This is a genomic window from Lysinibacillus xylanilyticus, from assembly GCF_001183605.1.
In the GTDB taxonomy this organism is placed as follows: Bacteria; Bacillota; Bacilli; order Bacillales_A; family Planococcaceae; genus Lysinibacillus; species Lysinibacillus xylanilyticus.
Genome location: NZ_LFXJ01000005.1, coordinates 455,849 through 482,171 on the forward strand (window position 1 = coordinate 455,849; position 26,323 = coordinate 482,171).

The following is a 26,323-nucleotide window of genomic DNA, read 5'->3' on the forward strand; positions in this document are numbered from 1 at the left end:
TAATTATAAAAGGAGGTTGGAGAATATGGACATATATTTAGAGCAAATGAGGATGGCCAGTGGTAAGTACGAAGAAGGAAAGCGCTATTGGTTAAATAAGCTGGAAGGGTTGACTGATTTCAGTCGTTTTCCGTCAGATTGTAAACAGAGTCCGGATCAGGAATGGGTAACTGATACTCAAGTAATTTATCTATCTGAAGATGTCAGAAGTCGTATGACCCGGATGGCCGGAGGATCAAATCTTGGTATTTATATGATCATGGTGTCTTGTTTGAAAACACTATTTTGGAAATATACGGGGTACCAAGACATCGTTGTTGGCATGCCTAGTAGTAAAGGGGCATCGAGAGAGGGCCAGTCCATGCTAGCTCTTAGGACGGAGATCGATCCTAATGAATCCTTTAAAGTTAATCTGATAAAGGTCAAAAAAACAATTGAAGAATCGCAAACATACGGCTATATAGACATTACAACTATTGCGGAGCTAGGAGATAGTTCATTGTCTCCGAAGCCTCGCTTTGGTGTTGCCGCAGTCATGGACGCACTTCATGGACAAGCACCTGTGGACGCAGATATTGTCTTCTCCATTGAAAAAGAGAATGACGAAGCCTTTATACTTACTTTATCATATAATCGAAACACCTATACCTCATCCATGATACAGCGCTTAGTAGGGCATTTTGTCAATATATTGGAAGTTGTTACGAATAATCCCTCTATTCTATTGAAACAATTCGACATGCTTTCGGCTGCCGAAAGGCAGGAGCGAGATAAGGAAATATCAGGAGGATATTGGAAAAATTATTTAGCTGGTTATGACCAACAGAGCAGCTTACCAAAGTCTATCGTCAGTAAAGAAAACAATGTTCCTTATAATCGAGTAGAGGAAATGATTGTCTTAGATAGAGGGATGACCGACCGATTGCGTCAATTGGCTGAATCCAACCAAGTTACACTAAATATTGTGATCCAAAGTATTTGGGGATTACTATTACAAAGGTATAATAACACGGATGATGTCGTGTTTGGAGCTGTCGTCTCTGGGAGACCACCAGAAATTAAAGGAATTGAAGAGAGGGTTGGCTTATTCATAAATACTATCCCGGTACGTATTAAGGGCAGTGGGAATAAAACTTTCCAAGAGTTATTGCATGATGTTCAGCAAGGAGCTATGGAATCGAAGCGTTATGACGATTATCCGCTAAGTGATATTCAAAGTAAGAGTGAGCTAGGAAGTAATTTACTGGATCATGTTATGGTATTTGAAAACTATCCGATTCAAAGCGAAGTAGAGGAAGGATTGCTTAGGGCATCGGAACTGATAATTAACAAGGTCGATGTTTTTGAACACACTAATTATGATTTTGATATGAGGGTCATTCCGGGAGAGCAATTGCTAATAAAGCTTAATTACAATCCAACCATATACGATCAAGAAACAATTGATAGAGTGGAAGAGCATCTTAAACAAGTGATAAATACAGTAATAGACCGTCCTCATATCATAATAAAAGAGATTGATATTTTAACTGCACAAGAAAGTGAGAAAATTCTATATGAATTCAACAACAGTTTTGAAGTGGAGAATGGGGATACAATCCATCACTTATTTGAGGAGCAGGTCAAACAAACTCCAAATCATGTTGCTCTCGTGTCAAAGCATGGTGTTATGACTTATGATGAGCTGAATAGGAAGGCAAATCAATTGGCTAATACATTGCGTATGAAAGGTGTTTCGAACGAAAATACAGTAGCACTGTTCACCGACCGATCTATCGAAGTGGTTGTCGGAATACTTGCAATATTAAAAGCTGGAGGAGCTTATGTACCAATAGACCCTGATTACCCAGGAGAAAGAATTAAGTTCATGCTAGAAGACAGTAATCCAAAAGTAATTTTATCTATAAATAAATATCACGATCAGATTAACTCCTTACTAGATTCTAATAAGAATACTAATACTAATCCAGATTTAATGATGCTAGATGATCAACAATCATATACAGGGTCTGAATTAGATACTAATCAAGATATTAAATCAAACCAATTAGCTTATTTAATCTATACTTCTGGAACGACAGGTCAACCTAAAGGGGTGATGGTTGAACACCATGGTCCTTGTAATTTTAAGAAAGTTTTCTTATACGATTTACAGATTGATAAGGACGATCGGATTTTGCAATTTTCTAGTTTATCATTTGATGCATCCGCTTTTGAAATTTTAATGGCCTTTTTTTGTGGAGCTTCTCTGTATATTCCAGAGAAAAGCGATATATTGGACAATCATAAATTTGAGCAATTTATGAATAGTAATAAAATCACGGTAGCTATTTTACCTCCTACTTATGTGAACCACCTGAATCCTGAAAAGTTCTTACACTTAAGAAAACTTCTCACAGCTGGATCTTCGATGACACATGATATCATTCTAAGGTGGAAAGACAAAGTAGAGTATTACAATGCATATGGCCCTACTGAAGATTCTATCTGTTCATCGATTTGGAAATGTCCAAAGGATTTTACTAACGAATTAATAGTATCCATTGGTTTCCCCATAAGAAATCACAAAATTTATATCTTGGATAATCATCATCACAGTGTTCCAATTGGTGTGGTAGGAGAACTATGTGTATCTGGAGTAGGATTAACCCGAGGGTATCTTAATCGAAGAGATTTAACAAAAGAGAAGTATGTAGATCATCCGTATGAAAAAGGAGAAAGGATATATAAGACAGGGGATTTGGCAAGGTGGCTACCAGATGGTTCAATAGAGTATTTGGGACGCATTGACGATCAAGTGAAAATTAGAGGGTATCGTATTGAATTGGGGGAAATTGAAACAGCGTTGTTAGATTATCCGGGTATCCAAGAAACGGTCGTTGTCGCAAGACAGGATGAACAGGACTTGCCTTACTTATGTGCCTACTTGACAGCGGAGGATGAACCAACAGTTGATCAACTCAGAGCCTACTTGGAGGACATGCTTCCGGATTATATGATTCCTTCCCACTTTGTTATTCTTGACGAGATTCCTTTATCCCCGAATGGGAAGATTGACCGGAAGAGTTTGCCACAGCCCGGTAGCAATATCAAGACAGGTGCTGTGTACATTCCACCTGAAACGCCTATACAAAACTTATTGGTGAATATATGGGAAAAGGTACTTCATACTGGACAGATAGGAATTCAGGATAACTTTTTCTCGCTCGGTGGAGATTCCATTAAGGCCCTACAAATCTTATCTAGTTTGAAACAAGCAGGTTATCACTTGGAAATGAAAGATCTTTTCAAGTATTCCGTGATTCAAGAGTTAGAGCACTATGTTACCGTAAGCAATGAAACGGATGAAGGCAAAACTGTCGTAGGAGAGGTTGAGTTAACACCAATTCAATCTTGGTTTTTTAAGCAACAGCTGAATTGGAACCACTTCAATCAGTCAGTCATGTTGTACAAACCCGACGGGTTTGATGTTCGTTCACTGACTCACATGTTTGATCATATTACGAATCAGCACGATATGTTAAGAGCTATTTATCACATGGAAGAAGGAAAAATAACGCAAGAAATACAAGCACTTGGACAGCGCGTGTACGAGTTAGAGGAGCTTGAAATTCATGAAACCGATATCGGTTCCAGTATCGAGAGAGAAGCAAGGCGAATGCAGGCAAGCCTAAATATAAACGATGGGCCGTTAATACGTTTAGGATTGTTCCATACAAAAGACGGAGATCATTTGTTGATTATCGTGCATCATTTGCTTATTGATGGAGTTTCGTGGCGTGTTCTGCTTGAAGATTTTACAACAGGATATTCACAGGCGCTTAAAGGAGAAGCGATTCAATTACCGGCTAAAACTACTTCCTATGCAACCTGGACGCAGGCACTTACTGAATACAGAAAAAGCTACAAGTTGAAGAAAGAAGTTGCCTACTGGGATGAGATAGATGCAGTAGATTACCAGCCATTACCTAAGGATAACCAAACAGATAAAAGACGGATGAAATCCTATCGAACGATTGATTTTGCACTAAGTCAAGAGTTGAGCAATAAAGCGATTAAGGAAGTACCAAGGGCTTATCAGACCGAAATCAATGACTTGCTTATCGCTGCACTCGGTTTGAGTTTGTATGGGTGGTCTGAATCAAGGGAAATGGTACTCCATATGGAGGGCCATGGTCGAGAAGACATTATCCAAGGAGTGAATCTTCAACGGTCCGTTGGGTGGTTTACATCCCTATTTCCTGTCGTAATGGATGTTAGTAGTACAAAGGATTTAGGACAGTACTTAAAAGAGACGAAGGAAAGATTGAGATCGATTCCCCATAAGGGGATTGGATATGGGATTTTAAGATACCAAGCGCAACAAGATTATCCAAAACCTGAGATTATGTTCAACTACCTTGGACAGTTTGATCACGAGATTCAGACAGATGTGTTCCAAATTTCCAATCTATCGACGGGAGAAGTGATTAGTCCCGATGCGGAAACTTGGTACAATATTGCGTTTGAAGGCATGATGAGACAAGGAAAGTTAAGTTTCGAGATACGATATAACAGTGACGCTTATCATGAGAGCACGATAAAGGCATGGAGAGATCGTTTTATCACCTGTTTGGAAGACTTAATTGAACACTGTATACAGAAAGAGGAAACGGAAAAAACACCATCTGACTATGGTGATCCTTCGCTTGGTTTGGAAGAATTGACCAGTATTCAAGCAAACGTAGAAGGAGAATACGAAAGTATTTACCGTCTCACACCGATGCAAGAAGGTATGTTATACCATACGTTATTAGATAGTCAATCGAAAGCGTACTTCGAGCAATTTGCATTTTGGATGGAGGGAGCACTAGATATTGCGTTCCTAGAAAGGAGCTATATCGCTCTCATCGAGCGATATGATGTATTTCGTACTAAATTTGTATACGAAGGTTTGAAACATCCAAGACAAGTTGTCATGACAAGTAGAAAAGATAAGATCCAAGTGGAGGATCTCAGCCATTTGGCCAATAGAGAGGAAGCAGTTGAATGGTTCAAGCAAGTAGATCGCCGACAAGGGTTTGATTTGACGAAAGAAGTTCCGATTCGGGTACGAGTCTGTAAGTTAGCAGAAGAGCAGTATGTGATTTTGTGGAGTTTCCATCACATATTGATGGATGGCTGGTGCATCAGTATTGTGGTTAAGGAAATGTTGGAAATGTATCAGGCACTAAAAGAAGGTAGGAAAGCTAGACTTTCTAAAGTCGAACCGTATAGTCGTTATTTGCAGTGGCTCGAAGAGCGAGATAAGGAAATATCAGGAGGATATTGGGGAAATTATTTAGCTGGTTATGACCAACAGAGCAGCTTACCAAAGTCTATCGTCAGTAAAGAAAACAATGTTCCTTATAATCGAGTAGAGGAAATGATTGTCTTAGATAGAGGGATGACCGACCGATTGCGTCAATTGGCTGAATCCAACCAAGTTACACTAAATATTGTGATCCAAAGTATTTGGGGATTACTATTACAAAGGTATAATAACACGGATGATGTCGTGTTTGGAGCTGTCGTCTCTGGGAGACCACCAGAAATTAAAGGAATTGAAGAGAGGGTTGGCTTATTCATAAATACTATCCCGGTACGTATTAAGGGCAGTGGGAATAAAACTTTCCAAGAGTTATTGCATGATGTTCAGCAAGGAGCTATGGAATCGAAGCGTTATGACGATTATCCGCTAAGTGATATTCAAAGTAAGAGTGAGCTAGGAAGTAATTTACTGGATCATGTTATGGTATTTGAAAACTATCCGATTCAAAGCGAAGTAGAGGAAGGATTGCTTAGGGCATCGGAACTGATAATTAACAAGGTCGATGTTTTTGAACACACTAATTATGATTTTGATATGAGGGTCATTCCGGGAGAGCAATTGCTAATAAAGCTTAATTACAATCCAACCATATACGATCAAGAAACAATTGATAGAGTGGAAGAGCATCTTAAACAAGTGATAAATACAGTAATAGACCGTCCTCATATCATAATAAAAGAGATTGATATTTTAACTGCACAAGAAAGTGAGAAAATTCTATATGAATTCAACAACAGTTTTGTTGAAGTGGAGAATGGGGATACAATCCATCACTTATTTGAGGAGCAGGTCAAACAAACTCCAAATCATGTTGCTCTCGTGTCAAAGCATGGTGTTATGACTTATGATGAGCTGAATAGGAAGGCAAATCAATTGGCTAATACATTGCGTATGAAAGGTGTTTCGAACGAAAATACAGTAGCACTGTTCACCGACCGATCTATCGAAGTGGTTGTCGGAATACTTGCAATATTAAAAGCTGGAGGAGCTTATGTACCAATAGACCCTGATTACCCAGGAGAAAGAATTAAGTTCATGCTAGAAGACAGTAATCCAAAAGTAATTTTATCTATAAATAAATATCACGATCAGATTAACTCCTTACTAGATTCTAATAAGAATACTAATACTAATCCAGATTTAATGATGCTAGATGATCAACAATCATATACAGGGTCTGAATTAGATACTAATCAAGATATTAAATCAAACCAATTAGCTTATTTAATCTATACTTCTGGAACGACAGGTCAACCTAAAGGGGTGATGGTTGAACACCATGGTCTTTGTAATTTGAAGAAAGTTTTCTTATACGATTTACAGATTGATAAGGACGATCGGATTTTGCAATTTTCTAGTTTATCATTTGATGCATCCGCTTTTGAAATTTTAATGGCCTTTTTTTGTGGAGCTTCTCTGTATATTCCAGAGAAAAGCGATATATTGGACAATCATAAATTTGAGCAATTTATGAATAGTAATAAAATCACGGTAGCTACGTTACCTCCTACTTATGTGAACCACCTGAATCCTGAAAAGTTCTTACACTTAAGAAAACTTCTCACAGCTGGATCTTCGATGACACATGATATCATTCTAAGGTGGAAAGACAAAGTAGAGTATTACAATGCATATGGCCCTACTGAAGATTCTATCTGTTCATCGATTTGGAAATGTCCAAAGGATTTTACTAACGAATTAATAGTATCCATTGGTTTCCCCATAAGAAATCACAAAATTTATATCTTGGATAATCATCATCACAGTGTTCCAATTGGTGTGGTAGGAGAACTATGTGTATCTGGAGTAGGATTAACCCGAGGGTATCTTAATCGAAGCGATTTAACAAAAGAGAAGTATGTAGATCATCCGTATGAAAAAGGAGAAAGGATATATAAGACAGGGGATTTGGCAAGGTGGCTACCAGATGGTTCAATAGAGTATTTGGGACGTATTGACGATCAAGTGAAAATTAGAGGGTATCGTATTGAATTGGGGGAAATTGAGACTACCTTATTGCGATTGAAACAATTGGAAGAGGTTGTTGTTATGGCTCAAAAGGATTCTCAGAATAACTCAATCATCTGTGCCTACTATGTTACTAACGATGAAACATTGGATAGTCAAGGATTAAGGGCGCACTTGAACCAATTCCTCCCAGATTATATGGTACCTTCGTATTTCATTAAAATGGATCGATTGCCTTTATCGATAAATGGGAAAGTGGATCGAAAGAAGTTGTCTAGCCCAATAGAGGTCATGAATGCTCGAACGGGAATTGTTGAACCACGAACTAAAATTGAATTTGACTTGGTTCGAGTTTGGAAAACAGCACTAGATATTGAACAAATTGGAATCAAAGATGATTTCTTTGAATTAGGTGGAACTTCGATTAAAGCTATGCAAGTTATGTCGATTTTGTCAATAGACTATGATTTAAGAATAAACGATTTATTTGAACATAGAACGATTGCTAATTTGGCCAAATTCATTGAGGTTAAGAGAGATAGCCTAAAGGATAAAGTTAATCAAGCCATTATGAACGAGAAGACATTTATTCGCCTCAATCAAGAACCATTAAATCGGGAAATAAAAGAGAAATTAGACCATTATGAACGAGAAGTTGAGGATTATAATGCGTTGGATTATAGAGTGAAACGTAATTACAAAAATGTTCTTTTAACTGGTAGTACTGGATATTTAGGCGTTTATCTCCTACAACAGCTAATGGAGACTACAGATTACCATGTGAGTATTATCGTAAGAGGTAAAAATAGTGAGCATGGTATTTCTAGAATTACAAACAAACTTCTGTTTTATTTCGGAGAAGATTTTTATCCTAAACATAAGCATCGAATTTCTATTTTCATAGGGGATATAACAAAACCATATCTAGGACTAAACGAAGAGTTATATGAAAAATTGTCCAATGACATCGACTGTATTATAAATTCGGCTGCTAATGTTAAACACTACGGAGAATATAGTGACTTTTACGACATCAATGTCTTAGGTACAGATCGTTTAATCCAGTTCGCATTCAATAATAAGATGAAAGATTTTAACCATATTTCAACAATAAGCGTAGCCTCTGGTATAGTTAAAGGTCATAATCATGTACTATTTACGGAGTTTGATTATGATGTTCAACAGACTATTGACAGTCATTATGTCATGACCAAAAGAGAAGCGGAGCAATTAGTTGTACAAGCAAGACAAAAGGGATTGAAAGCAAATATATTTAGAATAGGAAATATTGTATTTAATTCTAGTACAGGGAAGTTTCAAGAAAATATTGAAGACAGTAGATTCTACAATATTTTAAATTTAATCATTAAATCTGGTATTTTACCGAATTCGAAAAGTTATATTACTGACTTCTCTTATGTGAATGAAGTAAGTCAATCTATTATTCTCCTTTTTGATAGAGAAGTGCTACTCAATGAAAATTATCATATTTATAATTGGGAAACACTTACTGTGGAGGATATACATTACTTGCTAAAAGCATTAGGTTATTATATTCAATTATGGGAATTGGAGGAATTTTTTTCATATTCGATTGAGAATAAAGAAGATCCAAATGTCAATCAAATATTGATGTATATGGGACTTCTAGAGCTTAGTGAAGAATACACATATTTTAGATTGACATCGGCTAAAACTCGAATGATTTTAGAGCGATTAGGGTTTGAGTGGTCACAAATGAATCAGGAACTTATGCAGAAAATGTTAAAACACTCCAAGAATAAATTACCAGTAAATTAATTTTACTATTTAAATAGTGCTGCAACAGAAATAGATACAAATGGAAAAAGTGCAACTTGTTGAATAAAGTAATGGATACTGACTAGTTTTATATTAGCGTTTAATTTTCAACATAAAAGCCTATAAACTAACTATAATAGATGCTTAAACTACATTCTAATTATTGACATTCTATAGCAGCTTTTCCGTCCCTGAACAATAAGCGAACACGGCTGCTCGCTTATTTGTTACGACCAAGTATAGGATTTATAGAATTTTATTACGGAAAAAAGAAAGAGGAAGTTAATGATAACAATTAACTTCCTCACACATTAATATGTGTTAATAAAATTCTTAAATTCCTTTTTTAATATGATTCATTTTAAATAGAAATTCCACCATTATTATTGAAAGCATGAATGTATTTGTAGCTTCCAATATAATCCCTAATTGTGAAATGCCAAATGTATAGGCCTCTAGCAGAATTCTAAGTCTACAACTTCAGGTATATTTACAGATTGAGAGCACGTATAGTAGCCTTCAGCTTGAATATTTTATCCTGCATTCTTACATATGTAGTAGATGATCACTACAGTCAGAGTTAAGTTGGCATTGGCTATCATATACTTTTTTCTGTTATCCGACTTTTTAAATCCTTTTACATATTATGCTAGTTTGAAATACTATAACTTGTTTATGTTTGTAGATTAATGTGGTGGTATAGAATATCGATGGTAGGTTGGAAAGGATTGGTTAAATTGTGTGAAATCATTGTACTGAGGATTCCTCAAACAGTGGATCGTCAAGAATATGACTTTTTAACATCATGTATTTCTAAAGAAAGAGGTAATAAAATTACTGGCTTTGTTCAAAAGGAAGACGCTTATCGTTCTCTATTCGCTGAACTACTGGCTCGTTCAATGATCATCAAGAAAAAAGGTATACAAAACCGCGATATTCATTTTGCAACTAATCAATACGGTAAGCCATTTCTGATGGGGGAGCCAAATTTTAAATTTAATATTTCCCACTCAGGTCACTGGGTTGTCATGATTTTTGGGACTGAGGAAGTTGGAATCGATATTGAAGAAGTAAAGAATATTCAGTTGGATATTGCAAAGCGATACTTTGCAGAAAGCGAGTATTTGGATATTATGTCAAAATCAGAATTAGAACGTTTAGAATACTTCTTTCGTTTATGGTCGTTGAAAGAATGCTATATAAAAGCTATTGGTACTGGCCTATCTACTCCGTTAAACTCGTTTAGTATTAGAATTTTGAGTAAGGAGCAAATAGTTCTATGTCCGGGACAATCTGAGTATTGTTTTAAAGAGTATAACATTGATTCTAGATACAAGTTATCCGCATGTTCGTTTCGTAATCCTTTACCCAAGTCCGTTCAACATTATCATTACAGAAATTTGGTTGGTGACATCATGAGTAATATTGGGCCGATATAAAGAATAATGTCGACGAATATATAGAACTATCTGTTGAATTCTTACATTAAAGACATTTAATTCGATTAAGAATAAATTTTTGGCGTAAGATTTTAGCAGATCCAGAATAGAAAAGGAAAGAAGGTTATTTAGCTAATGAACTAGTTCATGCTAGGAAGGGGCTACTAATATACCAAATTGTGTGGAACGTCTTGCCAATACCTTCTATCAGAAAAGGACGGGTACTATGAATAGAAATGATAATGTATTTAATAGAAGAAATGATATGGATTGGTTAAAAATATGGCGATTCTATTATTAATTCCCTTTCATGCAGCAAGGGTTTTTGATTACTGGGAACCTTACTACGTTATGAATGCTGATCAGAGTTGGGTATTAAGTTGGATTATTGCCATATCTTCTTACTGGGCCATGCCTTTATTGTTTTTTTTTGGCAGGTGCTGCCAGTCGATATGCATTATTTTTTAGAACAAATAGAGAGTATTTAAGAGAGAGGTTCAATAAATTATTTATTCCTTTAATTATTGGGATTGTTCTTATCGTTCCACCTCATGCATCATAATTTTGATGGAAACTATTTTGATTCTCTCATCATTTTCTTTACTGATTACAGTGATGTAACTGGATATTTTGGATCATTTACACCTGCTCACCTTTGGTTTATTTTATATTTATTTATCATGTCATGTTTATTAATCATGTTGAAAAATAAACTTAATAATATAATGAATAAAGGGTGGATAAAAAGTAAATGGCTCTTACTACTATTATTTGTTTCATTAACATTTTCTGAAGCATTACTAACTCTAGGTGATAAAGATTTATTTTATTTTTTCATTTTTTTTATCGTTGGTTACATTATTGGAACTGATGAAAAAATACGAGAAACAATAAAAAGATTAAGATTTAAGTGTTTGCTAATACTAATACTATACATCCCTGTTTGGTTTACTTTAGCTTATATAAATCAAAACGCAGCCGATTTCTCTGCCATCTCCATAATTCTTGCTTTCATAAGAAATTTCGCCTTATTGTTAACACTGGTAGAAATTTTAAGATATGGTCAAATGTTCGCTTCTATCAATAATAAATTTTTAAAATATATGAATGAGGCAGCATTTCATATATATACTTCATCAATCCATAATAGTTGCTATTAGTTACTATATAGTAAAACTTGAAATTGATATCTTTTTCAAATTTGTTCTAATTTCACTATTAACCTTGTTGATTTGTATTTGTCTATATGAAGTGATTAGAAGAATGTCTATAATACGATGGATGTTTGGCATGAAAACTTTAAAACGAGGGAAATTTGATTCAAATACCCCGGTAAAACTACATTAGTATTTGCAAGCAAAGTTTTGATAAAAATATATAATCATAGAGGCGGCGTAATGCTGTCTTTTTTTATTTATAATTAGACTTCATTCGTGCAAATACACATATATATAAATGTCAAATTATTTATAATTTACCAAACAGAAAGTGTAAGATAAATAGAGAGAAAGTGCTAGTTTAGATAAGGGGATATTTAGCTTGAGAACGAAATATTTATCTACCACAGCACTTTCAAAAAAGCTAGGTATGGCTACGAAAGACCTGTTTGAACTTTTTGAAGAAGAAACGGATAAAAATCTTTTAAGCGCAACGCAAAATAGTGAACACTTTGGTATTCTAGGTTTAGAATAAATCCTATTCTTTCAGAGATTGGATTAGTTTAAAAAGCGGTAAAAGGCTGGACGCTAACTAAACTAGGAGAAAGTCTTGGGGGAAACAGTTTGAACACCATAAAACTGGAGTTCCTTTTGTTTGTTGGGTGGAAAGCATTCTTCAAAATAAGCGAATTATAGAAACGATGAAAGAAATCGTTGGGGAAAGTGAAAGTCCAGTCTAGAAATGTTGATGACATCTTTATCCTAATGGCTTTATTTTCTCAAATAAGTGCAGGTAAACTCTCCGAGAAAAATGGAGATACGGCTGTTTTGACAAAACCAGGACTACAGAACAGGCATGCTGTAATTGGTCAACGATTTTACTTCACTAGTTGCTTTAAGCATTATTGGTGCATTAAGCTCTTTTTTCATTCCTGTACCATGGTGTCCGCTGCCATTTTCAATGGCAGTGTTTTTTGTTGTTTTAGGAAAATTTTATGTCGGTACTTTTGGAGGGATTTATGCGACAATATAGAAATGTAAATCATTCCCTGGCGGGAGGAGGACAAAAATAAAGCCTCAAAGAGATGGCTGTCTCTTTGAGGCATATTCAACTAAAAAACTATGATTATCATAAAATATCTAGGAAAAACGGTCAAGGGCTATTTGCGGCGTTACCAAGATGTACCTCCTAAGTGTGAGGAGAACTGCCCCGATTGTCATGGTAAATTATACAAACATGGTAGTTACTTTCGTTTCGTCATTACTGTAAAAGCAATCACAAAAATTCCGGTTTACCGAAGATTCTGCCCATCTTGCGGAAAGATGTTTTCTTTATTGCCAGATTTTCTTTATCCATACATTGTTCATAGTGGATGGATCCTTATCTGCTCTTTATCGCTGAAGTGGTTGACAATAATAACCATATAAAGTAAAGTAAAGTTAATAGTAAAGATACCTTTATTATTAACTTTACTTAAAGGATTGAATGAATGATGGCAAAGGATGAAGAACTAATTTATAAGCTTGTGGAGGAAATGAATGAAGCTATTTATTCGATGGATAGTCATTTCATAAAGTTACATCAAAATTTAATGAGTGATGAACTATCTCCTAAACAAATAATTTTATTAGAGTTAATTAAAAAAAATGGCCAAGTGACGATTGGACAAATTGCGAGTTATATGAATATTACTTCTAGTGCTGTCGGACAGTTAGTAAGTAAACTTGAAGAACAGCACTATGTAATTCGGAACATTAATCCGGAAAATAGACGTGAAATATTTGTGAGTCTTGATACTTCAGGCATTAAGTATTTTGAAAGAGAAGAAGAAATAAAACGATTTATTATCTCGAGATATTATTCAAAACTTGAGTTAAGTGAGATCGCGCAATTGAAAGAGATTGTTCAGAAGTTAAACCAAATTGTATTAAAGGAAGGAATTATACATGAAATAAATGATAAGGGAAAGATTTAACATGATTGCATTAAAGAAAAAGCAAAATATATGGCTAGCATTTTTGTTAGTGGTACTTGCCAGTAATTACACGCTTTATAACACTGGACTCGGTGTTTCCATTTTGCCACCTGAAACAAATGGCGTTGTGATGGGCTCATTAATTGATTTTGTCTTAGTTATGCCTGTTTTATTTCTGCTCTATAAAGGGAAGTTTTCTATAAAACAAGCGGTTATTTTAGCAGCAGCTGGTTGTATAGCAGCTCGCTTTATTATTCCGGTAGAACATCTGCAACCATTTGTTGCAGTGACTTGGGCTGGTTTTGCGATTGAAGGTACGATTATCCTCTTCGAAATTTTACTAGTTGCAACACTTGTTCGTTACATGCCGAGAATTCTAGCGGATGTACGATCAACTAATTTACCAGATTTGTTCTCATTCCCAAAAGCAGTTGAAAAACATGCACCTAAGCATACTATTATCCAAGTGTTTTGCTCAGATTTTGTAGTATTTTACTACGCTTTTGCAAGTTGGAAGAGAAAAGAGCAACCTGGTTTAACCTTGCATAAAAACTCGAGCTATATTGCCTTTATCATTATGCTAATCCATGGAATAGCCATTGAGACAATCGGGATTCATTGGTGGCTACATGAGAAATCGATAGTTATTTCTATTCTATTGCTTATCTTAAATGTATACTCTGTTCTATTTTTTATAGCGGATATGCAGGCGATTCGTTTAAATCCTGTCCATGTAACATCTGATAAATTGTATTTGTCTTTAGGATTAATGAAAAGAGCAGAGATTCGCTTTGAGCAGATTGAAGAGCTTATTGAGGATAAGGAACAATTGGAAGGGAAATTATCCAAGGATACAATTGACTTTATAGCACGTGATTTTGCTGAAGTATATCCACAGTTTATTTTAAAAATGAAGGAACCTGTGGAAGTGACTTTCATGTTTGGGCTTAAAAAACGTTATAACAATATAGCAATCAGAGCCGACCAAGCACAGGAATTTAGAAAAATGCTACTCCAAGGAATGGAAGATAATAAATAAAAGACAACAGGTGCCGGCAAACTATGCTGGCACCTGTTTAAATATATAAATTGATTTCCGTTGCGATAAACACTGCGCATTCGGAACGGAAATCACCCCCACATTATGATGATGATCCTTAATTTACAAGAGTAAAAATAACTAAGATAACAAAGACACATAACACCGGGAGATTTACAAATCCCTTTAGCAGCCGACTGTTAGCTGCATTAATTTGTTCATTGGTTACTTGAAAGATTGACCAAATTTTATGCTCGAAAATTTGTTGGATCACCGATTGCATCATTGAGCGTAAAGTAAAATAAAGAATTACAAGTATGATAATTTTCGCCCATGACGGCACAATTATTGTTAGCCCGATACCCATTGATAAAAAACGCAGATAGCCGAAGAGATACTGTTTTTGGCGAAGCATTGTTTTACATACTATTTCCTCTATAAAATAATCGGAACGTCTAAACATACGCTTTGAATTTTTCCATAGTAGGCGAGGCTTTTTTAATTTCGGTACTAACTGACTTCGAAGCTCAGGAGCAATCTGGAATAAAAGACTTTGCCATTTATAAAAAGCCGCTTGATCGAGCTCCACTTGCTGATCAAAATATTTAGTGCTATAAACAAAATGTCTATTATAATAGCTTGTGCAAAAAACAAGGAGTATTAAGTAAATAAGTGCAGTGATAATAACTGGTACATATAAAAAGCAAACTGTACCGAGAATACACATAAAAATATTACTTACTAGCTGCTGCCATTTATGAAGCTTTAATTGTAAAAGTACGTTTGTGAAATTATTCGTAAATAGTAGTAGAAGTAAAATAAGTAATTCAAATATTTTTACATGATGAACAATTATAAAAATGGGTGCTAATAGAGCAAGGGCAGAACTAAGTAAAGTTAGGTGCTTACTTAACGACCAATAAAGACCAGCTTGTTTTAACCGTACCATTTGTTTTCGGTTTTGGATTAAAAAAAGACGATCGGCTCGTTGTAAATAAGTACGAATAGTTTCGATTCGTGTAATAAGAAATAACAGTACAATAATGAACACTAACGGAATATGTATGACCCATGATGTACTTATATTTAAGATGAAGTCTTTATAAAGGAAAAAGCCAATGACTAGTGCTGGCACAACAACATATAAGGCGACTGTCCAATCGATAATGTTTGCCAATAGCTTAAAGTTATAGGAGCGCTCTAATTTTCTTCGTTGCCGCAATAAACTAGTCATGGTGATTTTCCTCAAGTAGTGTGTCGAAAATATCTAGAAGAGATGCATTGTCCTGTTTCACCGCTAAGCGTAATGATGCGAGTGTACCTTGCTGTAAAATTCGCCCATGATCAATCAAGATGAAACGATCACATATTTTTTCGGCCGTATCGAGTGCATGTGTACTCATTAAAATGGCGGCACCTTGCGCTTTTAATTCTTCTAAAATCGTTAATAGCTTACGCATTGCCTGCGGATCTAGTCCCATAAATGGTTCATCTAAAATATAAGTAGAATGCTTGTCAAGAAATGCTAAAATAAGCATCACTTTTTGCTGCATACCTTTGGAAAATGTTGTTGGATAATCGTGTAGCTTATGGTCCAATTGAAAAATTTCCAGTAATTCTTTCGCACGATTTGTTAAAGAATTTTCCTTACCAGCTACACGCATGTAAAAGTCGATATGCTCCCACAATGTAAAATACTCATACAAAATTGGTCTTTCGGGTACGTAGCCGTAATTTCCTATTGTCACTTGACCATCCACTATTGGTAGAACACCCATCATTGCTTGCAAGGTTGTACTTTTGCCTGCCCCATTGGAACCGATTAACCCTACGAGTTCACCACTATTTACTTGAAATTCAATGTTTGAAATAATGGCTTCGTTCTCTACATAGCCACCTTTATGTATGTTAATATTTATTGTCATTCACTTCCTCTCTTTGTATATTTACGGTTTAAAGAGGGGAATGTTTCAAATTTTGGGGCTTTCATACGAATATCTTTTAGTAGAAGAGATAACTGATTGAGGGAATTGTTGTACAAGATGAAGTCGACCATTTTCATGCTTTTATTTCGATTCATGTCTTTATGAGGGAATTAAATAATATTTGTCCTTGCAATAACCCACCTACTTAATCTAGGTGGGCTATTGCATTTAATATGTCTTCACGCACCGCATCCCAAAATTTTTGCTGTACAGCACCGCAATACACATATAGCTCTTTATTTTGGACATGCTCATATAGCTCAGTAATCGCTTCTTTTTGAAAATAGAGTCGATGATTTAATGCCTCTCTTTCTTCCTCAATACAAAACGATTTATACATATCTGCGAGACGTTCAAGCTTTGCTAACTTTTGTTTCGTTCCTTCGTATTGTGTTTGGTGAAATCGTCCTACTGCTGTAGTCATGGAGATCTTTGCTCGATGCTCGGTAAATAACGTTCGCAATTCTTCCTGACGAATTGCCACACGATACCAAAACTCATAGCGAATAGGTAAGTCTTTTAGCTCGTATGTGAGCAAGGATTTTAAAATAAAACTAACATGCTCATAAGTATCAATAATTTTGTCTGACTCTTTAAAAATACCAAACATACAGCCACCCCCGTTTAGTTTAATACTACGAACGAATAATAAAACCCTTTATATTTCCGGAAATACTTAGAAATTAATAAAATGCTCTGGAGCGTAAAGGTTTAGTGTGACTTTAGATAGAGGTGATTGTGTGTTTATAAAAAATAAATCTTGCTACACTTACTTATGTAACAAGGTTGTTAAAGTTGAATATTTAAATTAAATTATATTTATATTTTGTGGTTTAGCTTTTTTAATTACTCCTGCTAATAATAAAATCCATAATAAACTATTTCCAATAGAATGGGTTGCAAAAGAAGCCCATGTTGAATTAGTAAATTGGGCGATCCATGGAGCAATAAGCATGCTAGGAAGCATATTGATAAAATGCCATTTCAGACAAGCATGAATAACCCATGCCCAAAGTAATCCATTTACTACCCAAGCCCAGTTTCCGAAAATCTCTTGCTGAATAGGAAGGAAAAAACCTCTCCACATTATTTCTTCGCTAAGCATAGCAAAAAGGTGTAATGGAATAAATATGGTTAACATTTTCCAATTCCCATAAAGCGTAACACCAAAAAATTCTGATGGAGGTAATTCCATTCTTCTTAATGGATTAAATGGAGCAGGAAGATAACTTGGTGGCGCAAACATTGGGAATCTCGCAAAAAACTTTCCTAAAGGTTCGAGAAGTTGGTCAAAAAATATTGTAAAAACAATTGCTCCCACAACCCAATACCAATCGTTTTCTGTTAAAGGATTGAAACGAAACCTTTCCAAAAAAATTTGCCATGTCCAAGTATTTCCTTCTAAATGATACAGTAGTAACGAGATTGGAAACAAACTCATTACAGGAAACCATAGAAAGAACCAAAAAGCATAAATTAATGGAACACCCTTTTTAATTAATAGCGGTGTTCCATAGTAAACACCATAGTATACTAACGAACCTGTTATGCCGAAAATGAGTAACTGCACTAGATATGACATTAGAAAGCCCCTTCTATTTAAAGGATGTATTTACAAATAATATATAAACATAAAAGGGTATATTTTTCTATGTTTTTTGTCAAAGTTACATCTAATCTGCATTGATGTTTCATAGGAGCTTGATTAGAGTGAAGCTATGAAAATATACATTAATCAGCACTAGATTTTGCACATGGTAAGAATCTAGTGTTTTTTGGTGAAGAAAAAAGTGGTTGAGTTATCACAAAATTCTCTATTTTTCGCAAAGAAAAGGGCCGTTTTTGAATAAATGTGGAAATAGCATTTACAAAATAAAATTATATGTGTTAACTTAGAAAATGTTAAAGGTTAACTCAAAAGAGGGGGAGGTTAACGATGCAACATTTTTGGGTTGTTGGAACGGATACAGATGTCGGTAAAACGGTTATCACTACATTACTGATGCGACAATTACAAAAGCATGATTTACAAGTCACGCCTTATAAGCCCGTGCAAACTGGCGAAATTAAGGAGAATGGACATTGCTATTATTACGATACAGCAATGTATGAAAAGTATTCGTTACAAAGACTAAAGCAAGAAAATTTAAATGGCTATTCGTTTAAGGAAGCCGCATCACCACATTTTGCTGCACAACTGGAGGGACAGCAAATAAATGTGGAATATTTATTACGGCAAATTCAGTTGTTACAGAAAGCAAACGATGTCGTGATTTGTGAGGGAGCAGGGGGGCTGTTTGTCCCGTTAGATACATATGGAGAAATTACGCTTCTTGATGTAATCGTTCAAAGTAAGCTTCCAGTTGTACTTGTCACACGAACAACACTAGGAACAATTAATCATACATTGCTTACACTTGAGGCATTACATGCTCGTAATGTTGAGGTTCTTGGCATTGTATTTAATGGAGACACAGGTAGCCAGATGGAACAAGATAATGTGAAAACGATTCTACAACATCATGATTTGCCGTATGCGACGATCCCAAAGCTTGGGGATATTTCACAGATTGTTGACTACTCTATTTCACACACTTCTTTGTTTGAAAGGTTGGTCAAATATGAAACAAGCATTAACTGAATTGCAGAAGAGAGATTTACAGCATGTTTGGCATCCATGCTCACAAATGAAGGACTATGAGCAATTTCCGCCAATTGTTATTCAAAAAGGACAAGGTGTATGGCTTTACGATGAAAATAATAATCGTTATTTAGACGCCGTATCTTCCTGGTGGGTCAATTTATTTGGACATGCGAATCCGCGTATAAGTCAAGCATTAAGCGATCAAGCATTTACATTAGAGCATACGATCTTTGCGAATTTTTCACACGAACCTGCGATAAAGGTGGCAGAAAAATTAGTCGCTTTAACACCAGATGGTTTAAATAAAGTATTTTTTGCAGATAACGGTTCGTCTGCTATAGAAGTCGCGCTAAAAATGAGTTTTCAATATCATATGCAGACGGGAAAAACGAAGAAAAAGCGTTTTTTAGCTTTAACAGATGCTTATCATGGTGAAACACTTGGTGCGTTATCTGTTGGCGGAGTAGGGCTGTATAACGAAGTGTATCAGCCGCTTTTATTGGATACAGTACGTGCACAAGGACCTGATTGCTTCAGATGTCCTTTTCAAGAGAATCCTGAAAGCTGTCAAGCCCAATGTATACAGTTTGTTGAAGCGGAGCTTAGACAGCATCATGAGGAAATTACAGCTGTTATTATTGAGCCACTCATTCAAGCAGCTGCGGGTATGAAAATGTATCCTCCAATATATTTGAAGCGATTACGAGAGCTTTGTACAAAATACGATGTTCATTTTATTGCAGATGAAATTGCAGTTGGGTTTGGACGAACAGGTACATTATTTGCCTGCGAACAAGCGGATATTGCTCCAGATTTTATGTGCTTATCAAAAGGGTTAACAGGTGGTTATTTGCCACTATCCGCAGTTTTAACGACGGATGATGTATACAACGCTTTTTATGATGATTACGGTACAATGAAAGCGTTTTTACACTCCCATAGCTATTCCGGTAATACACTTGCATGTCGCGTAGCTCTAGAAGTTTTGACAATATTTGAAGAGGAAAGTGTACTCGATATGATACAAAACAAGGGTGATCGTATGCGAAAACTAGCTATGAAAGCATTTGAAGAGTTACCGTTTGTTGGTGAATATCGACAGGTAGGACTAGTTGGCGCAATTGAATTAGTCGCTAATCGTGAAACAAAGGAGCCACTACCGAGTGAGGAACGTATCGGCTATCAAATATATAAACGTGCCTTAGCAAAAGGCTTACTGATTCGTCCTCTCGGCAATATATTATATTTCATGCCTCCATACGTCATATCTGATGACGAAATGAGTTTTATGATTGATACAACAAAAGAGACGATCACGCAATTTTTTGAGGAGTGGGAGGGAGTAAGTTGTTCAAACGACAATCAACACTGTCACTTGTGATGATTGCGATGTTTGCCGCTTTAACCGCAATCGGTGCATTTATTAAAATACCGCTACCAGTAGTGCCATTTACATTACAAATTGTTTTTGTATTTTTAGCAGGCTGTTTGCTCGGTAGTCGCAATGGATTACAAAGTCAGCTCGTCTACATAGGCGTTGGTTTAGTTGGTCTGCCAGTTTTTACACAAGGTGGGGGCATCACCTATGTATTGCAACCGACATTTGGCTTCCTTATCGGCTTTGCACTGGCCGCTTTAGTAATTGGTTTCATGATTGAAAGAGTGGATACTCCAACGAAAAAACATTTTATTGGTGCAAATATTGTCGGGCTCTTTATTATTTATGCAGTTGCAGTTCCATATTTATATGTGTCTTTGAATTTCTGGTTACATATGAAAACGAGCTGGTCACATATTTTCGTAGTTGGCTTTTTAAACAGTATTGTTGCAGATTTTTGCTTAGCGATAGCTTCTGCGTTTTTGGCCGAGCGACTTTACAAAGTGTTTAATTCAGCAAGAACCTTAAAAATTGTTAATGTAGAGAGGGAGAATGTTTAAATGAATTGGTTACAGTTAGCAGATGAAGTTATTGAAGGGAAAATCATTAGCAATGAGGAGGCTTTTGCCATTTTAAATAGTGATGATGATGAGCTTTTAAAGGTGATGGACGGTGCCTTTGCTATTCGTAAGCACTACTATGGGAAAAAAGTAAAATTGAATATGATTATGAATGCTAAGAGCGGGTATTGCCCAGAGGATTGTGGCTATTGTTCGCAGTCATCTAAATCAACAGCACCGATTGAAAAATATCCATTCATTACGAAAGACGAAATTTTAGCAGGGGCAAAACGAGCATTTGACAATAAAATTGGCACTTATTGCATTGTGGCGAGTGGTCGTGGGCCAACTCGAAAGGATGTCAATGTTGTAAGTGAAGCTGTTACAGAAATTAAAGAGAAGTATGGCTTAAAAGTATGTGCCTGTCTTGGCTTATTAAAAGAAGAACAGGCACAGCAACTAAAAGAGGCAGGGGTGGATCGTTACAATCATAACTTAAATACATCTGAACGACATCACTCTTATATTACTACGTCCCATACTTATGAAGATCGTGTTAATACGGTTGAAATTGCGAAAAAGCATGGAATATCACCTTGCTCAGGTGCCATTATTGGTATGAAGGAAACAAAAGAGGATGTCGTGAATATTGCACGTGCACTTCATCAATTAGACGCGGATTCCATTCCGGTTAACTTCTTAAATGCGATTGATGGCACGAAACTAGAAGGGACGAAGGAATTAAATCCACGCTATTGTTTAAAGGTTTTAGCGTTGTTCCGTTATATTAATCCAACAAAGGAAATTCGTATTTCTGGTGGTCGTGAAATCAATCTTGGGTCACTTCAGCCACTAGGGTTATATGCAGCAAACAGTATCTTTGTTGGGGATTATTTAACAACTGAAGGACAAGAAGCAAACAGTGATTATCGTATGCTTGAGGATTTAGGCTTTGAAATTGAATTAACGAAAAAACAAGAAGCAACATTCTGCTAAATAAAAACTTAGCCCGCCTTAACGGGCAGTAATGAACTGCCCGTTAAGGTCCGATTGGTGAAGGCTAATAATCAGTGGCGGATAAAGAAATCCTACTGATTAAAGTTTCACTTTATGAAATAAAATCTACTACTACTACTTAATTATCATCGAATTGGGAAGTCGTATGTGCGTCGTGGAAAAGGCGTACATATGGCTTTTTCTGTTGGATTGAAAACATCGTAGAAACGCTCAGGTAGGAAGGTGAAGTGATCGGGTTCATCGTAGAAACGCTCAGGTAGGAAAGTGAAGTGATCGGGTTCATCGTAGAAACACTCAGGTAGGCAGGTGAAGTGATCGGGTTCAATGGTGAAACGCTCAGGTAGGAAGGTGAAGTGATCGGGTTCATCGAAGAAACGCTCAGGTAGGCAGGTGGAGTGATCGGGTTCATCGTAGAAACGCTCAGGTAGGAAGGTGAAGTGATCGGGTTCAATGGTGAAACGCTCAGGTAGGAAAGTGAAGTGATCGGGTTCATCGAAGAAACGCTCAGGTAGGAAGGTAAAATGCTCGGGTCACCAAGAAAACTGCTCAGGTCCGTCGAAAACCCACGATTGGCTACTAAGAGATAAAAAGTGACGAAGCTAACATGAAAAGAACTGTTTTTATGCCTTCAAAAATCCAATTTTCACAAATTGTTCAATGAAAGCGTTTTGAAATTGAACAGTTTGTGAAGGGCTTCACATAACACTTTATTTTTGAAAAAATTGGCGTAAAATAAGAATCAAGCAAGAAATTGTTATAAAACAGTTAGAAAAAGTATCACGGTTTTAAGTGGTTGTTATATTACAAAAACAAATTGGAAGGGAGAAATTATGATGTGGGTTATTACAGTATTTGATAAAAAGGACGTTCGAATTTTTGAGTATACAAACAAAGATGAGGCAACACAGGCTTTAGCGAAATTTAAGAAAAATGCAGTTTTAACGTATACAAAATAATTTCAGATTTGAGCGAAATACCCCTTTTCGACGCTATAGCGTACGAAAAGGGGTGTTTTTTACGTAGTACATTCTAATTAATTGCCCATAAAAGTCTGATTGCTGAAGATTAAAAAAGTGGGGGAAGAAAACCCCCACTGATTAAAGTTACACTTTATCCCGCCTTAACGGGCAGTAATTTATTTGCACTTAAACTCAAGTGTCAGGTACAAACCTCAAAGTGAGGGCATTAGCTGGAAGATGAACTGCCCGTAAAAGCCCGATTGGTGAAGACTAAAATCAGTGATGGATAAAGAATCCACCACTGATTAAGATTCACTTTATAAAATACTACCTAAGCGTTTAATACCTTCGCGAATGACTTCAGGTGTTGCATTTGTATAATTTAGGCGCATTGTATTAACACCAGTTTTTGATGTATAGAATGGATCGCCAGGTACGAAGGCTACTTTTTGGTCCATCGCTTTATTGAAGACATCTACAGCCGAAGCGCCGTTGTTCATTGTAGCCCAAATGAACATTCCACCCTCTGGTCTTGTGTAGTCCACATGTGCTGGGAAAAACTCCTCAATCGCATTGAGCATAGCATCTGCTTGATTTTTATATAACGCTATAATTTTCTGAACGTGTTCCATATAATCATTGTTTGCTAGATAATCATAAATTACATATTGTGAGAAAATATTTGTGTGTAAGTCAGTTGCTTGCTTCGCTGTTTCGATATGCTCCATTAATTCTTTATTTTTTGTAATGATAAAGCCAAGACGCATTCCTGGTGTAACTGTTTTAGAGAAAGAACCTAGTAAAATACTATTTTCTAATTTACCAGCACCGATGTATGGTAATGGCTCACCTTGGAAGCGTAATTCTCCATATGGATCATCCTCGATTAACGCTACATCATCATATTTTGCCATGATTTCGCAAATTTGCTGACGTTTTTCTTTAGAATACGTAAGACCTGTTGGGTTTTGGAAATTTGGAACTGTATAAACGAATTTTACATTTGGTTGTTGTAGTGCATGCTCTAATTCTTCTAAGTTTAATCCATCATTTTCGAGTGTTACACCATAGAAAGTTGGCTCACTTAATGTGAAGGCTTGAATAGCACCTAAATAACCAGGCTCCTCAATAACGATACCATCACCCTTGTCAATAAGTACTTTCCCAAGTAATTCAAGAGCTTGTTGTGAGCCTGTAGTAATAAATACATCGTCAGCATGTATATCTAGTCCGTGTACACGTTGATATTTTGCAGCAATGTACTCACGTAAAGGCGCATACCCTTGTGTAGAAGAGTATTGGAATAGACGACTACCGTTTTCTGTAATAGCATGGTTCGCAGATGCCTTTAACGCTTCGATTGGGAAAGAAATTGGGTTCGGAAGCCCCCCTGCGAAAGAAATGACATCATCTGATTCAGTTACTTTCAAAATATTTCGGATGAATGAGGACGGAGTATTTAATATCTTTTCTGAAAATTTCATAATTTATCGTTCCTTTTTTCTGATTTTTTAAAAATTATATCATTGTCATCATATGCATACAATATTATCATTGTATGCAAGACAATTAAATATTGTATGCATAAAATTAGAGAGAAGGAGCTTAGCTTAGAATATGCCAGTTAATTCGTTTGAAGAATATCCAATGAGTTGGAAGCCGGACATTAGTAAAAGTTCGGCACCATTATATATAGCAATAGCAGAACAGCTTGAACAAGATATAAAGGATGGAAAATTATCGCCAGGCACCAAGTTACCTCCTCAGCGTGAGTTAGCTGATTATTTAGATGTTAATTTAAGCACGATAACAAGAGCTTTTAAACTTTGTGGCCAGAAGGGGCTTATTTATGCTTCAATCGGTAATGGTACATTCGTTTCATCAGATGCAGCGACAAATAAAATGTTATTACCGACAAGTAATTCTTCTCAGATGATTGAAATGGGTTCTGTAATCCCTGAAAATCATGCTAATGAGGATATAACACGTTATATGAAAAGGATGATGAATGACCCTAATTTCAGCAATTTATTTCAGTATGGACGACCTGAAGGAAATGCATGGCAAACGGAGGCAGCAATGAAGCTTTTTGAAAAGGTCAATTTTCAAACGGATCAACCTGTATTGCTTGGAGCGGGGGGACAAAATGCCATTGTTGGAACGTTAGCTGCATTGTTTCAGCCAGGAGATCGAATTGGTACAGATCCCATTACATATGCAGGTATAAAAACAGCAGCAACTATGCTTGGTATCCAACTAGTAGCAATCCAACAACGAAACGGTGAAATGACAAGAGAGGGGATACTATACGCTTGTAAAAATGAGCATATAAAAGGGCTTTATGTTATTCCTGATTTTCATAATCCAACTACCCATACAATGTCAATGGAAACAAGAAAAATGATTGCGGAGGTTTCGAGGCAGAAAGATTTAATCGTCATTGAGGATGCGATTTATAGTTTTCTTAAGGAGAAGCCACTTGCACCAATAGCGTCCTATGCTCCTGAAAAGGTAATTTATATTGCCAGTGTATCAAAAACCATTTCACCTGGCTTGCGACTATCCTATATTGTGACACCGCCAGCTCTACGAAAAAAAATAATGGAATCCCTGTATAATATAAATATTTCAGTGTCTCTTATGATGGTGGAGCTTACAGCAAGGATGATTCATGATGGCGTTGCACTAACAATATTAGAGAAGCACCTCATGTATGCAAAGCAACAAAATGCTCTTGTCAATCAATACTTGGGGGATTATAACATTTTAGGAGAAGAAGAATGCATTTTCAGATGGCTTTTACTTCCTGAAAAATTCACCAGTGTTCAGTTTGAATTGCTAGCATCAAAAGCAGGGGTGCAAGTGTATGCAGCTGAACGTTTTGCAGTAGGAAATGCTAAGCCGGTAAATGCGGTTCGTTTAGCAATCACTGCTCCTGAAAATCAGCTTGAACAAGCACTAATCATTTTAAAGGATTTACTTGAAAGTGATGGTGATTATACATTTGTTGATTAAAGTTAGGAAGGCTTATAATAAAGATATGTAAAGAAA

18 protein-coding genes are annotated in these 26,323 nt (G+C 36.1%); 13 read left to right on the top strand and 5 right to left on the bottom strand.

Annotated features, from left to right (window positions below):
• Positions 1-25 precede the first annotated feature (25 nt).
• From ACZ11_RS05225 to ACZ11_RS05245, 7 genes are all read left to right on the top strand, one after another.
• On the top strand, positions 26-9,118 hold the full coding sequence (locus ACZ11_RS05225; protein WP_049664289.1) for a non-ribosomal peptide synthetase: 9,093 nt from the start codon (positions 26-28) through the stop codon (positions 9,116-9,118).
• Positions 9,119-9,846: 728 nt separating this feature from the next.
• The gene (locus ACZ11_RS05230; protein ID WP_236690783.1) at positions 9,847-10,557 is read left to right on the top strand and encodes a 4'-phosphopantetheinyl transferase family protein; all 711 of its coding nucleotides are present in this window, start codon (positions 9,847-9,849) and stop codon (positions 10,555-10,557) included.
• A gap of 551 nt (positions 10,558-11,108) precedes the next feature.
• On the top strand, positions 11,109-11,717 hold the full coding sequence (locus tag ACZ11_RS27420) for an acyltransferase family protein (protein WP_403089023.1): 609 nt from the start codon (positions 11,109-11,111) through the stop codon (positions 11,715-11,717).
• Between the two features lie 379 nt (positions 11,718-12,096).
• Positions 12,097-12,249: a hypothetical protein gene (locus ACZ11_RS26180; protein WP_161804436.1), complete on the top strand. Its 153-nt coding sequence runs from the start codon at positions 12,097-12,099 to the stop codon at positions 12,247-12,249.
• Between the two features lie 587 nt (positions 12,250-12,836).
• Entirely contained in the window at positions 12,837-13,142 is a 306-nt protein-coding gene (locus ACZ11_RS27425; RefSeq protein WP_403089025.1) for a DUF6431 domain-containing protein, read from the top strand.
• Positions 13,143-13,204: 62 nt separating this feature from the next.
• Positions 13,205-13,690, top strand: coding sequence for a MarR family winged helix-turn-helix transcriptional regulator (locus tag ACZ11_RS05240; RefSeq protein ID WP_049664293.1), 486 nt, complete (start codon positions 13,205-13,207; stop codon positions 13,688-13,690).
• A 1-nt stretch (position 13,691) separates the two neighbouring features.
• Entirely contained in the window at positions 13,692-14,729 is a 1,038-nt protein-coding gene (locus ACZ11_RS05245) for a hypothetical protein (protein WP_049664295.1), read from the top strand.
• A gap of 118 nt (positions 14,730-14,847) precedes the next feature.
• Here the strand turns inward: ACZ11_RS05245 and ACZ11_RS05250 are convergent, their stop codons facing one another.
• The 4 genes from ACZ11_RS05250 to ACZ11_RS05265 all read right to left on the bottom strand — a co-directional run bounded on the left by ACZ11_RS05250 (position 14,848) and on the right by ACZ11_RS05265 (position 18,284).
• Positions 14,848-15,963 carry an ABC transporter permease gene (locus ACZ11_RS05250; RefSeq protein ID WP_049664297.1) on the bottom strand — a complete coding sequence of 372 codons (1,116 nt, stop codon included), beginning with the start codon at positions 15,961-15,963 and terminating at the stop codon, positions 14,848-14,850.
• A complete protein-coding gene (locus ACZ11_RS05255; RefSeq protein WP_049664298.1) occupies positions 15,956-16,654 on the bottom strand; it encodes an ABC transporter ATP-binding protein in 699 nt (232 codons plus the stop codon). Before ACZ11_RS05255 ends, ACZ11_RS05250 begins: the two co-directional genes overlap by 8 nt.
• A 205-nt stretch (positions 16,655-16,859) precedes the next feature.
• Positions 16,860-17,324 carry a hypothetical protein gene (locus ACZ11_RS05260; protein WP_049664299.1) on the bottom strand — a complete coding sequence of 155 codons (465 nt, stop codon included), beginning with the start codon at positions 17,322-17,324 and terminating at the stop codon, positions 16,860-16,862.
• A gap of 198 nt (positions 17,325-17,522) precedes the next feature.
• A complete protein-coding gene (locus ACZ11_RS05265) occupies positions 17,523-18,284 on the bottom strand; it encodes a CPBP family glutamic-type intramembrane protease (protein WP_236690784.1) in 762 nt (253 codons plus the stop codon).
• A gap of 366 nt (positions 18,285-18,650) precedes the next feature.
• On the opposite strand from ACZ11_RS05265, the gene bioD reads away from it, so the two are divergent.
• The 5 genes from bioD to ACZ11_RS27190 all read left to right on the top strand — a co-directional run bounded on the left by bioD (position 18,651) and on the right by ACZ11_RS27190 (position 23,269).
• Complete coding sequence (gene bioD / locus ACZ11_RS05270; protein WP_049664302.1) at positions 18,651-19,355, top strand: dethiobiotin synthase; 705 nt, start codon at positions 18,651-18,653, stop codon at positions 19,353-19,355.
• Positions 19,336-20,739, top strand: coding sequence for an adenosylmethionine--8-amino-7-oxononanoate transaminase (gene bioA, locus ACZ11_RS05275; protein WP_049664304.1), 1,404 nt, complete (start codon positions 19,336-19,338; stop codon positions 20,737-20,739). The genes bioD and bioA overlap by 20 nt, the downstream gene beginning before the upstream one ends.
• Positions 20,706-21,296 (top strand): biotin transporter BioY, encoded by a 591-nt coding sequence (locus tag ACZ11_RS05280; protein WP_049664306.1) that lies wholly within the window; start codon positions 20,706-20,708, stop codon positions 21,294-21,296. Before bioA ends, ACZ11_RS05280 begins: the two co-directional genes overlap by 34 nt.
• Entirely contained in the window at positions 21,297-22,292 is a 996-nt protein-coding gene (gene bioB / locus ACZ11_RS05285) for a biotin synthase BioB (protein WP_049664308.1), read from the top strand.
• 851 nt (positions 22,293-23,143) lie between these two features.
• The gene (locus tag ACZ11_RS27190; RefSeq protein WP_269079327.1) at positions 23,144-23,269 is read left to right on the top strand and encodes a hypothetical protein; all 126 of its coding nucleotides are present in this window, start codon (positions 23,144-23,146) and stop codon (positions 23,267-23,269) included.
• 320 nt (positions 23,270-23,589) lie between these two features.
• Here ACZ11_RS27190 and ACZ11_RS05290 read toward each other — a convergent pair whose 3' ends face one another.
• A complete protein-coding gene (locus ACZ11_RS05290) occupies positions 23,590-24,756 on the bottom strand; it encodes an aminotransferase-like domain-containing protein (RefSeq protein ID WP_049664310.1) in 1,167 nt (388 codons plus the stop codon).
• 133 nt (positions 24,757-24,889) lie between these two features.
• On the opposite strand from ACZ11_RS05290, the gene ACZ11_RS05295 reads away from it, so the two are divergent.
• Positions 24,890-26,287, top strand: coding sequence for an aminotransferase-like domain-containing protein (locus tag ACZ11_RS05295; protein ID WP_049664311.1), 1,398 nt, complete (start codon positions 24,890-24,892; stop codon positions 26,285-26,287).
• Positions 26,288-26,323: the final 36 nt, after the last annotated feature.

Bases quoted from the DNA above. Each gene is read 5' to 3' on its own strand.
- ACZ11_RS27420 (WP_403089023.1), top strand. From the start codon at position 11,109: ATGCATCATAATTTTGATGGAAACTATTTTGATTCTCTCATCATTTTC.
- ACZ11_RS05255 (WP_049664298.1), bottom strand. From the start codon at position 16,654: ATGACAATAAATATTAACATACATAAAGGTGGCTATGTAGAGAACGAA.
- ACZ11_RS05225 (WP_049664289.1), top strand. From the start codon at position 26: ATGGACATATATTTAGAGCAAATGAGGATGGCCAGTGGTAAGTACGAA.
- ACZ11_RS05290 (WP_049664310.1), bottom strand. From the start codon at position 24,756: ATGAAATTTTCAGAAAAGATATTAAATACTCCGTCCTCATTCATCCGA.
- ACZ11_RS05295 (WP_049664311.1), top strand. From the start codon at position 24,890: ATGCCAGTTAATTCGTTTGAAGAATATCCAATGAGTTGGAAGCCGGAC.
- ACZ11_RS05260 (WP_049664299.1), bottom strand. From the start codon at position 17,324: ATGTTTGGTATTTTTAAAGAGTCAGACAAAATTATTGATACTTATGAG.
- ACZ11_RS27190 (WP_269079327.1), top strand. From the start codon at position 23,144: ATGATGTGGGTTATTACAGTATTTGATAAAAAGGACGTTCGAATTTTT.
- bioA (WP_049664304.1), top strand. From the start codon at position 19,336: ATGAAACAAGCATTAACTGAATTGCAGAAGAGAGATTTACAGCATGTT.
- ACZ11_RS27425 (WP_403089025.1), top strand. From the start codon at position 12,837: ATGATTATCATAAAATATCTAGGAAAAACGGTCAAGGGCTATTTGCGG.
- bioD (WP_049664302.1), top strand. From the start codon at position 18,651: ATGCAACATTTTTGGGTTGTTGGAACGGATACAGATGTCGGTAAAACG.
- ACZ11_RS05250 (WP_049664297.1), bottom strand. From the start codon at position 15,963: ATGACTAGTTTATTGCGGCAACGAAGAAAATTAGAGCGCTCCTATAAC.
- ACZ11_RS05245 (WP_049664295.1), top strand. From the start codon at position 13,692: ATGATTGCATTAAAGAAAAAGCAAAATATATGGCTAGCATTTTTGTTA.
- ACZ11_RS05240 (WP_049664293.1), top strand. From the start codon at position 13,205: ATGATGGCAAAGGATGAAGAACTAATTTATAAGCTTGTGGAGGAAATG.
- bioB (WP_049664308.1), top strand. From the start codon at position 21,297: ATGAATTGGTTACAGTTAGCAGATGAAGTTATTGAAGGGAAAATCATT.